The organism is Pandoraea anapnoica (genome assembly GCF_902459765.1).
GTDB classification, from domain to species: domain Bacteria; phylum Pseudomonadota; class Gammaproteobacteria; order Burkholderiales; family Burkholderiaceae; genus Pandoraea; species Pandoraea anapnoica.
Window position 1 is genome coordinate 161,195 of sequence record NZ_CABPSP010000016.1, and the last position, 7,305, is coordinate 168,499.

Sequence of the window (7,305 nt, forward strand, 5' to 3'; positions counted from 1 at the left end):
TCGAGTGAGACATTGGGGAGAGCCATATCAAATCAAATTTTCGAAAATAGTCCCTGTACGTTTGGTTAGGTGCGGTTTGCAATGTTTGCGAGGCAATCACAGACAACGCGGATATTCGTCTGTGGGGCCCGGGGCGATCGTCGAGAAACATTGACACCACTTTGAGGGAAAGGGGGAGATATGTTCGGTGAAGCGTTGTATGGGGAGCGCATTGTCTTGATCGACGCGCCAATCACGCAATCTGTTGAGGTGATGGAGGGAGTCGCCAGGGCAGGATACCAAAGTTTGGCCGTCGGAAATGTTCTTGGCGCAATGCGAGACGCGCAAACGGAGAGGCGGGCGGCGTTGGTTCTAATGAAAGTCACATCGGGATCGGTAGACGCGGTTGCCCGATGTGTTGAATTTGGGATGAGCGACATGTCTCGCCGTATCCGAGTCATGGTGTTGGGGCCAGCAGGCGCGCCAGAGTTGCGCGTTCAGTGTTTTCGCGTCGGGGCATTGGATTACATCGAAGCGGGGGCAAATCGTGAGGAGGTGGAGATGCGCATCAGGATCCGAATGACCCTGGGCAAGGTCCCCGACCACGTCGCTCAGGCGCCAAGCGCTGGGCTAGCGTCGCGCCGATACGAGGTTCATCGCCTTGCCGTCAGATATCTGAGATCTGCAGATGCGACGGTGACTTCGAAGGCGATGTTGGCCGCCCGCATTGGTGTGTCGGTTGCTAACCTTGAAGCGGCATTCAAGGAAGTTGAGGGGTGTAGCGCCGTAGAGTTTCTGCGTCGTCATCGGATCGAGCGAGCGAGGCAAATGCTCAGCACCAGCTCAATGAGCGTTACCGCTATTGCCGAGATGCTCGGATTCTCCAGCGGTGCCAATTTCGCCACTGCCTTCCGGCAATTGATAGGCATGAGCCCATCGAGGTTCAGGGAGAATCAAGGTGGCGGGGTAAATGGTTTTTTGGTGAGTTCTGGTGACGTATGAATGCTCAAATCGAAAATCAGGGAATCCAGAATAGTCGCGCGTCTGCGAATCACGTCGGCGTTGACGTTTCGGCTCGCACGCCCATATCTATTTGGATTTTGACAGAGCGGCGGGAGATCTTTGAGGAGGGCATCGAGATGCTCCGCTCGCAGATGTTCAGTGTCCGCGTTGTGAAGGATGGATGGCGTACTCACGATGAAGCGTTGATCGCGCCGCCGACTGCCTTTGTTATCGACAGCGCACTCACGTGCATGGATGCGGTAGCGTTTTGTAACCTCGTGCGAGGAACTGAGCGAATGGAGCGAATCCCCCTCATTGTTGCTGATGAGGCGCCTCAAAGTGAAACTCGAATTCGCGCGTTTGCCGCGGGGGCGTCGGACTGCATCGTTCTGCCATTTATGCCGGAAGAGCTCGTCGCGAGACTCAGGCTACTTATCGAGATCGGTAGGCGAGACGCCTGCCAAACTGAGCGGGCGGAGCGGCAGTTGACAAATACCCGCGGCGCGCAAGTCGCCGTGGAGTTAATTGATCGCGAAGGCCCTGCAAGATGGAGCGTTAGGTCGCTCGCCAGACGGGTAGGTGTGAGCGAGCGTCGATTGACGGACGAATTCCGAGAGTCGTGGGGAATGTCGGCGACCGAATATTTACGTCGGGAAAAGATGGAGCGAGCTGCATGGCTCCTGAGAAATTCCGGCGTTGCGGTGGGTGTCGTGGCACGCCAGGTCGGTTTTCCAAGTCCGTGCAACTTCAGTGTGGCATTTAAGCGCTTTTCAGGAATGTCTCCGTCGGAGTTCCGAAACGAACCGGTCTGCGCTGCGCAGAGTCCGACTGACGTGAGCGTGGGCAATGGGGGGCAGGCATGCTTGGACGTGCGGTAATACGGTTGGTGGTTGCAAGCATTTTGATGGCGATGATCGGGAAAAGCGCATATGCGTCTGAACAGATGGATGTGCAGCAGGATGGACGCTGGTCCGTCGTCGTTAGCCCTTATATTTGGGCGGCGTCGCTGAGCGGTCACGGAGCGTTTGGACCGAACGAGGTGCCTGCACGAGTGTCATTCCCGACGATCGTCAGCAACTTAGACCTTGCGGTAATGGGGGAGGTCGAGGTAACCAACGGTAGATATGGTGTGTATTTCGATGGTCAGTACACCAACGCAGGGAAGGACGCTTCGATAGGTGGTCTTGATGCGCGATTCGCGACAACTTCCAAGATGATTACCGTTGGAGGCTTCTTTCGCGCTGCGACATTTAGCCAATCTGGGCTCACGCGCTTTGGTCATTCGCGAGAAATTTCGATCGAGCCGACATTTGGTTTTCGTTGGACCCAACTCATTGCGTCGGTCACTCCGATGGTCGGGCAACATACGTCGAACTGGATTGATCCATTCATCGGCCTTCGTGTGAATGCAGACCTTTCGGAGCGCTGGACTTTATTCTCCGAGGCGGACATCGGCGGGTTTGGTGCCGGCTCCCGATTCAGTACGAATCTCCAGGTGTATGCAGGATATCGGATGTTTCTCTTCAAGCAGCCTGCAATTTTTCGGGTGGGCTATCGAGCCTGGTATCAGGATTACGCCCATGGCGATGGCGGCGATCGCTTCTCATGGCGTGTGACGCAGCATGGCCCTGTTGTGGGGTTATCGACGATCTTCTAATCCGGGAGGGGGGGCGGAGGAGCAGCGAATCGGTTGATGGGAAGGGCCGTGTCAGCCGTCGCCTGCGCAAGCCGAAGTTCTGGGTGATTCTTGACAGCCTTGACCGCTGACCCTCTACCCAATCTTGAAGATCGTTATCAGTCGTAGAGCAATATTCAGACAGCACTCTTTCCATGCATCGGTACCTGTTTTCTTCAAGTGATGATATCTCGCGGGATGAGCGTTTCCGTGCCCGCCAATGGATGTTCTCGAGGACCGCTCCAGCGCATATGGAAATCCGGCACCTGATTTCGTTCGTTACGGTATTTGAAGAGCGCTGCTTAGTGGGAGCGGCGAATCGCTTGGCTCTTCCTGTGGAGTCGATAGAAGCATCTATCCGATACTTGGAAAGAGACGTCGGCGCGCAGTTCTTTGAGATTGGGGAGGGGGGCGTCTCTGTCACTGATGCTGCGCGAGCGTGGTATCCAAAGGTTCGCCGCCTTGTCCGTGAGGTCGCGTCCTTGGTGGTCAATGTCCCCTGTGATCAACCAGCTTCGCACCTCGTGATGGGGGTGAGCTCCGATGTGGCTTCGTTAGATGTATCCGCGGCCGTCGAAATGATTCGCGATGCAGTTCCTTCTGCGCGCGTGAAATTGCGTTTTGGCGAGAACGGGCAGATATGGTTCGGCACGGACGAATTCCGTCGACAGCAAGACGAGTTCTTTCCACTATGGTCGGAGCCATTTGTTCTCGCAATACCGTTTCACCGGGAAGCGGCGGCAAAATCAGGAAGTCTTCTGGGGCGACTCGACGAGAGAGACTGGGTGACGTGCCCGGCACATTCGTCTCACGCGACGCTTTTGGAGTTCGACGGCCGGAGTGGCGACGTCACTCCGGCGGCAGAAGCTGAATCATTTGAGCTGGCGCTAAGCTTGGTTGCTGCGGGTGTTGGGGTCGCCTATGCGCCTAGATCGATGGTGGCTCAGCACCCGGAGCTCTATGGGCTATCTGTCCCGGGGCTTAACCTTTCTAGGAATATCGGGATCGGTATTCCTCGCGCTTCATTGGTCGATTTTGGTGTCATGGAGCTCTATACCCGATTGAGGGAGCGTTCCAAGTTCGATGTTACTTCGGAGCAAGGGTAGCTGCGGCGCGTTTGAGGTCGCGGGGTAGCGTGGACCGATGCCGCAGTTGATGTACGTCGTGAGTAGATCCCGAATTTGCCCCAGTCCCGCACCTGAATTCATTGCTGCAACGGCTTCGTTCTTTAGCGCCCGGAATTGTCTCGCGAGGTGAACGCAACGCGCGGCAGGGCGGTAGAGCTGGAAAACGACGCGCATAAGCCTCCGCGTTTGTTCGCGGCCATAGTGCTTTTCGAGTTGCAGTTCTAGGGCAATCTTGGTTGATCGGGCCTTGCTGTCAGGAGGAAGCATCTCGTAGGTTGACGTCTCTCCTGCTACTCGTGCCAGTTCGGTGCAGTTTTCCTTGTTCTGGACGCCGGTGCGGATTGTCTCCGTGCCCGCTGTCGAATTCTCCATTTTTTTCATCGTCGCAGATCCTTATCCTGAAGTTGAGGATAGTTCCCTCGTTTGAAAAATAATCGTTCGGCACGAATCATTTCGTCGATGAGGGAAATCGCAATTTGCGGAATGTGCCTTGCGCGGTGAGGTAATTCGTCAGCGACAACCGAGGTGAGTGTTCAACTCGCCGACCAAACTCGACGGATTGGGGGGGGGCAACGACAGACGGTCCAACGGCTGCTGACGTCGACCAAGTAACACCTGGCCCCCATGTCTCCCCGCTGACGCGATGTCGTTATTTCATTGCGTCGCGTTTTACATGCGGCGATATGTGAACGTTGCTTCGTAAAGCGGAGTAGTCGATCTTTTTTTGCGGATGCTGCAATGGCTAAGCGAACTCACTTTTGGCTTGCGTGTATTCGGTCGTCTAGAGAATCGCGTTGCATATTCAAAAGTACTTCCTTGAACTTCAATGCTGGCGTGGAGCGATGCTTGATAACCTCAAATGAAGCGGGAGGGAGTCTGTAAGGAGTGTTTGGTCATGTCACGTCATTTGTCGCTCATATTTCGGCGCAAGTCCCGTTCCAAATTGGTGTGGGTGGCGCTTCAGGTTTTTGCCGTTTTGTTGGTGATAGTTTCGTTGGAGTCGATCTACTTGTGGGGATGCTGGCAGTTCGACGTCACTGTTCGGTGAGTTAAATGTAGGGGGGGCTCAAATGGGGACGAGCCGAGAATTCTCTCCTTCCATTTCAGGCGATCAGCAACGAAAGTTGGCGCTAACGGACACGCAAGGCGCCCATGTCGCGGCCACCGACAAGAATTTGCTACGGTGACGCCCGCATCCGCTTGCCGATTCGAATCTCTCCGTCGTGCGAAACATGGCGGCGCTATGTCGAAGTTGGGTATTGAGTGAACGGGGCACGGAAAACCCAGGGATTCGTCGATCTAGCCGTGTGCTGGACGACGAAATCGGGCGATTCCGTATTCGCTTTGAGTTGCGCTGCCTGATCTTTCAAGTGAAGTCCGTCGGAGCGGTAATGCTATGTGCGCCGGTCCGCGAATTTTCACTGACGATTTCTCCCATAAACCAAGAAATTCCAGGGAGTTTCGCGAGGTTATTCGCATTTTTCCTCTTTTTGCGGTATCCCGCGATGACGTGCGTTGCACACTCCTGTCCTTTGCCTATTTGAGATTGCGCTTTTGAAAGTGCAACTCGTGCAGCAATTCAAACGAGTAGTCCACTTATCCAAACCGCGGTCTCGTAAGACCTCCTCTACGCTCGACGGGTATAAGGCGTTCGCCCTTCGCATCGTTTTCTGTTGCCTGTCGATTTCGGAATGGTCGGGGCGTTTGAGAAGGGGGCTCGTTGGGGGGGGCTTCCATTGAACGAGTGGGTGCGCAGCTTTCTGGTACCCCGACAAAATCAAGAGGCCAGTCCATAGGAGTTAGCACATGAACAAGAATCGACATCGAACTGTATTCAGCAAGCGACTTGGAATGCTCGTAGCTGTGGGGGAGCATGCAAAGAGCGTCGGTCGGGGTAATGGCCAAGCGAAGGGGGGGGGGCGTTAGCGTGCGCGTGGTCCCGAATGTAGGCTTCAAGGCGGTCGTGATGGCGGTGTTGTGCGCATTGGCTCCGTATGCCGCTCCTGCTTTTTCGTATCAGCGTATCGACAGTGGTGTGAGCGTGGATGTGCCGGGCGTAGAGCATGGCTCATTGTGGGACGTGAATGACGATCTTATTGTTCTCGGGCAACTAAACGTCAATTCTGGCGGCACCGTTACGAATCTAAACGCTGATATTAACGCTGGTGGCACCGTCACAGTAAGCGGAGTCGGGTCCATATGGAATAGTAGTACCGGTTACCTCTACGTTGGCGATGGAGGAGCTGGCACTCTGAACATCAACAATGGCGGACAGGTTACCCAGACCGGCAATACCTTTGCGATTGGCTTTCGAGCAAGCGGTGTGGGCACGGTTACCGTCAACGGACAAGGCTCCAAGCTGACGAGTTCAGATGATTTCGAAATTGGGAGAACCGGTGCCGGCACATTGAACATCGAGGACGGCGGTACGGTCGATTCCCGTACTACTGCCGTGATCGGTAATAATGGTGATGGCGTCGCCACGGTCACCGGGCGGAACTCAAACTGGACACATACTGGCACGTTTTCAATTGCTCAGTTCGGCACGGGCACTCTCACAATTGCGGAAGGAGGTATGGTTAGCGTTCAGGGCCAGAGCCGTGTGGACATTGCGAGTGGGGCGGGGTCTACGGGCGTTCTGAACATTGGGGCCGCTCCGGGGAGCGGAGCTGTTGCCCCCGGTGAGTTGCAAGTGGATTCTGTTGCTTTCGGCGCGATGGGTGGCGGCACTGGCACAATCAACTTTAACCATACCGGTGATCACTACTTTTTTGGTGCGGATATAAGCAGCTACGGCGGTACCGCCACAATCAACCAGATTGCTGGCACGACCATCTTTACCGGTGATGATTCCGGCTTCTCCGGCATTACGAATGTCAAAGGCGGCACGTTGCTACTTGGGAATGGTTCGAAACTGGGTGGCACACTCAACGTTATGGCTGGTGGTACCTTCGGCGGTGACGGTGTGGTCCAAGGAGGAACATCATTTGCCAGTGGCAGCACGCTCTACGGTCAAAGCGGTCAACAACTTACATTTCAAAACAACTTGGTTGTGCCTGACCAGGTCAATGTCGTTCTCTCCGGTGGGCCGTCGACTCGCTCGATATTCAATGTGCAGGGTGACCTGAATCTGGGTACCAGCCAACTCAACATTGTGGACGGCAGTGCGATGGACGTTGGTGTCTATCGTATCTTCGACTATTCGGGCGCGCTCACCGGTACGATGACCATCGGCAACGTATCCGAAGGAGATGGGTCGTTTTATCAACTGCAAACGCAGCAGCAAGGGCAAGTTAATCTTGTTAGCACGTTCGGCCGTCAGTTCTTCTTCTGGAATGGCAGCACGCTCACCGGTGACGGTACCATCCATGGCGGCAACGGCACCTGGAATGGCACCACCACCAACTGGACCGGTGCGGACGGGCAGATCAACACCAAGTGGTCTGGCAACGGCTTCGCCGTGTTCAGTAACGGAGATACCCCGACCAGCAAGGGCGGCGTAGTCACGATCGATAGCGGCTT

Annotated in this window: 6 protein-coding genes; all 6 read left to right on the forward strand. The window is 55.3% G+C overall.

Going from position 1 to position 7,305, the window contains the following annotated elements:
- Positions 1-180 precede the first annotated feature (180 nt).
- Complete coding sequence (locus PAN31117_RS23090; protein ID WP_150740268.1) at positions 181-981, forward strand: helix-turn-helix transcriptional regulator; 801 nt, start codon at positions 181-183, stop codon at positions 979-981.
- Positions 978-1,859: a helix-turn-helix domain-containing protein gene (locus PAN31117_RS23095; protein WP_150740269.1), complete on the forward strand. Its 882-nt coding sequence runs from the start codon at positions 978-980 to the stop codon at positions 1,857-1,859. The genes PAN31117_RS23090 and PAN31117_RS23095 overlap by 4 nt, the downstream gene beginning before the upstream one ends.
- On the forward strand, positions 1,841-2,638 hold the full coding sequence (locus tag PAN31117_RS23100) for a hypothetical protein (protein ID WP_150740270.1): 798 nt from the start codon (positions 1,841-1,843) through the stop codon (positions 2,636-2,638). Before PAN31117_RS23095 ends, PAN31117_RS23100 begins: the two co-directional genes overlap by 19 nt.
- A 173-nt stretch (positions 2,639-2,811) precedes the next feature.
- Positions 2,812-3,762: a LysR substrate-binding domain-containing protein gene (locus PAN31117_RS23105; protein ID WP_150740271.1), complete on the forward strand. Its 951-nt coding sequence runs from the start codon at positions 2,812-2,814 to the stop codon at positions 3,760-3,762.
- Between the two features lie 1,827 nt (positions 3,763-5,589).
- Entirely contained in the window at positions 5,590-5,709 is a 120-nt protein-coding gene (locus PAN31117_RS27850; protein WP_150740272.1) for an ESPR-type extended signal peptide-containing protein, read from the forward strand.
- Between the two features lies 1 nt (position 5,710).
- On the forward strand, positions 5,711-7,305 hold a 1,595-nt coding region (locus PAN31117_RS23115), incomplete at its 3' end, for a beta strand repeat-containing protein (protein ID WP_217429708.1).